The organism is Serratia sp. HNCC26DJ206 (genome assembly GCF_057180605.1).
Genome location: NZ_JBXUGP010000094.1, coordinates 1 through 1,555, shown reverse-complemented (window position 1 = coordinate 1,555; position 1,555 = coordinate 1). Strand labels below are relative to the sequence as shown.

Sequence of the window (1,555 nt, the reverse complement as noted above, 5' to 3'; positions counted from 1 at the left end):
AGTAGGTAGTATTTACAACAGAGAGATGTAAAACAGGGAGTAGATTATGGTCATCAAGTCACGAACAACCACGGTAAAAACGACGATGGCCGCCCCTGTTACCAATGAAGAACAGATATTTATGGCCGCGCTGGGCAAGCGCATGACAGAACTCCGCAAGGCTTCTGGCATGACTCAGGCACAGATGGCGCAGGCATTGAACGTTTCTCAACAGGCCGTACAGTCCTGGGAAGCTGGTCGGCGACGGATACAGATATCCGTACTGCCTGCTGTAGCGAAGTTGCTTGCGGTTTCTCTGGAAGGTTTATTGGGTGAAGAGACAGAACGCACTCCGCGCAAGCGCGGCCCGGCATCCCGACTGGAACAGCAGATTGAGGTGATCAGCCAACTGCCGAAGGCCCGGCAGAAGATGGTGGCCGAGATGCTGGATGCGGTGATTGCACAGGCGCAGCAGCAGGAGACAGGCAGCTAACAGACAGGGTTTTTAACGCAGGTTGACGGTGGTGGAACACCGGCAACCCGCTCACCACAAGCAACTATACGAGGTAGTTACCATGGCTAGAACAGATTCTACGTCACAACCCGCCACACCCCAAGCACGTAAAAGCGTGGTCGGTTATCGCACCAACGGCGGCAGGCCGAACCCGCTACCTCAGCTCACCCTCAAGGGTCGTTGGCTGGGATCACTGGGATTTACCACCGGGCAGAGGATCGAAGTGATCACTGAGCCAGGGCAGTTGATCATCCGACTCGCAGCAGAAGCATAACTATCTGACTTATAAATTAAAATCCCGGCACCAAGGCCGGGATTTTACTTCTATATAGCTTCTTGATTAGGAAGTTTGTCGAGCACGCTGTTGACAGTTCCTTTCTTTAAAATAGTTTTTTTAGCAGTTCTGCCATAATCTGAACTATATACCAAACACTCTTCATCGTTATCTTTAGGATAATAAAATAGATAAAAGCCGACGTCTGATATCTCAAGAGGGCTTAAAAATACACCTAATGCTTCAGAAGTAGGTAGTTCCAGATCATCAGGATCACCATTAAGAAGTATTCCATGTGAATGAGCCAACTGTGTTATCAGCTCAGAAGCACTTCCTGATAAAGCTAATCCGGTACTCTTACAGCTATTTATTTCTTGCTGACTATCTTTTAAATAATTCATAGCCATATGTAACGTATAGTTTGATCCTTTCGATGGATATATTTCATCCTCGATAAAAAAACCAAAAAGTCCGTACTTCCAGTAATTATCTTCTGTTTTTTCCAAAAGCTCATAAAAAACAGCAAATTCAAAAGGTTGTCCAAAGATCATTTTTTAGCCTTTAATTCTTTGATTTCTTTATTAAAACTACCAAGCTCTTTGTTACCCAAAGCATTTTTACCATCACCAGTGCTGCCGCTCCAATGATAAGTACCAGAGCCATCTTTGCTAGTGTTAAAGAATCGATGAATATTTCCATCACTATCAATTGATAGTCTTATCTTGGGATCTTTTGTAGCAATCGAATTCTCGAAGAGCACTAAAGAATTCTTTGGTTCTACACCTGCA

3 protein-coding genes and 1 pseudogene are annotated in these 1,555 nt (G+C 45.0%); 2 read left to right on the top strand and 2 right to left on the bottom strand.

Annotation, left to right across the window (positions count from 1 at the left end; genetic code table 11):
* Positions 1-46 precede the first annotated feature (46 nt).
* Together AC2A1E_RS24050 and AC2A1E_RS24045 are read left to right on the top strand one after the other, a co-directional pair.
* Positions 47-472 carry a helix-turn-helix domain-containing protein gene (locus tag AC2A1E_RS24050; protein WP_484385851.1) on the top strand — a complete coding sequence of 142 codons (426 nt, stop codon included), beginning with the start codon at positions 47-49 and terminating at the stop codon, positions 470-472.
* 82 nt (positions 473-554) lie between these two features.
* Positions 555-767: a SymE family type I addiction module toxin gene (locus AC2A1E_RS24045; protein WP_484385850.1), complete on the top strand. Its 213-nt coding sequence runs from the start codon at positions 555-557 to the stop codon at positions 765-767.
* A 50-nt stretch (positions 768-817) separates the two neighbouring features.
* On the opposite strand, the gene AC2A1E_RS24040 is transcribed toward AC2A1E_RS24045, so the two are convergent.
* Positions 818-1,318: an immunity 42 family protein gene (locus tag AC2A1E_RS24040; RefSeq protein ID WP_484385849.1), complete on the bottom strand. Its 501-nt coding sequence runs from the start codon at positions 1,316-1,318 to the stop codon at positions 818-820.
* Positions 1,315-1,555: pseudogene (locus tag AC2A1E_RS24035) on the bottom strand (hemolysin/hemagglutinin-like protein HecA precursor); the annotation flags it as partial. The gene AC2A1E_RS24040 and the pseudogene AC2A1E_RS24035, both read right to left, overlap by 4 nt.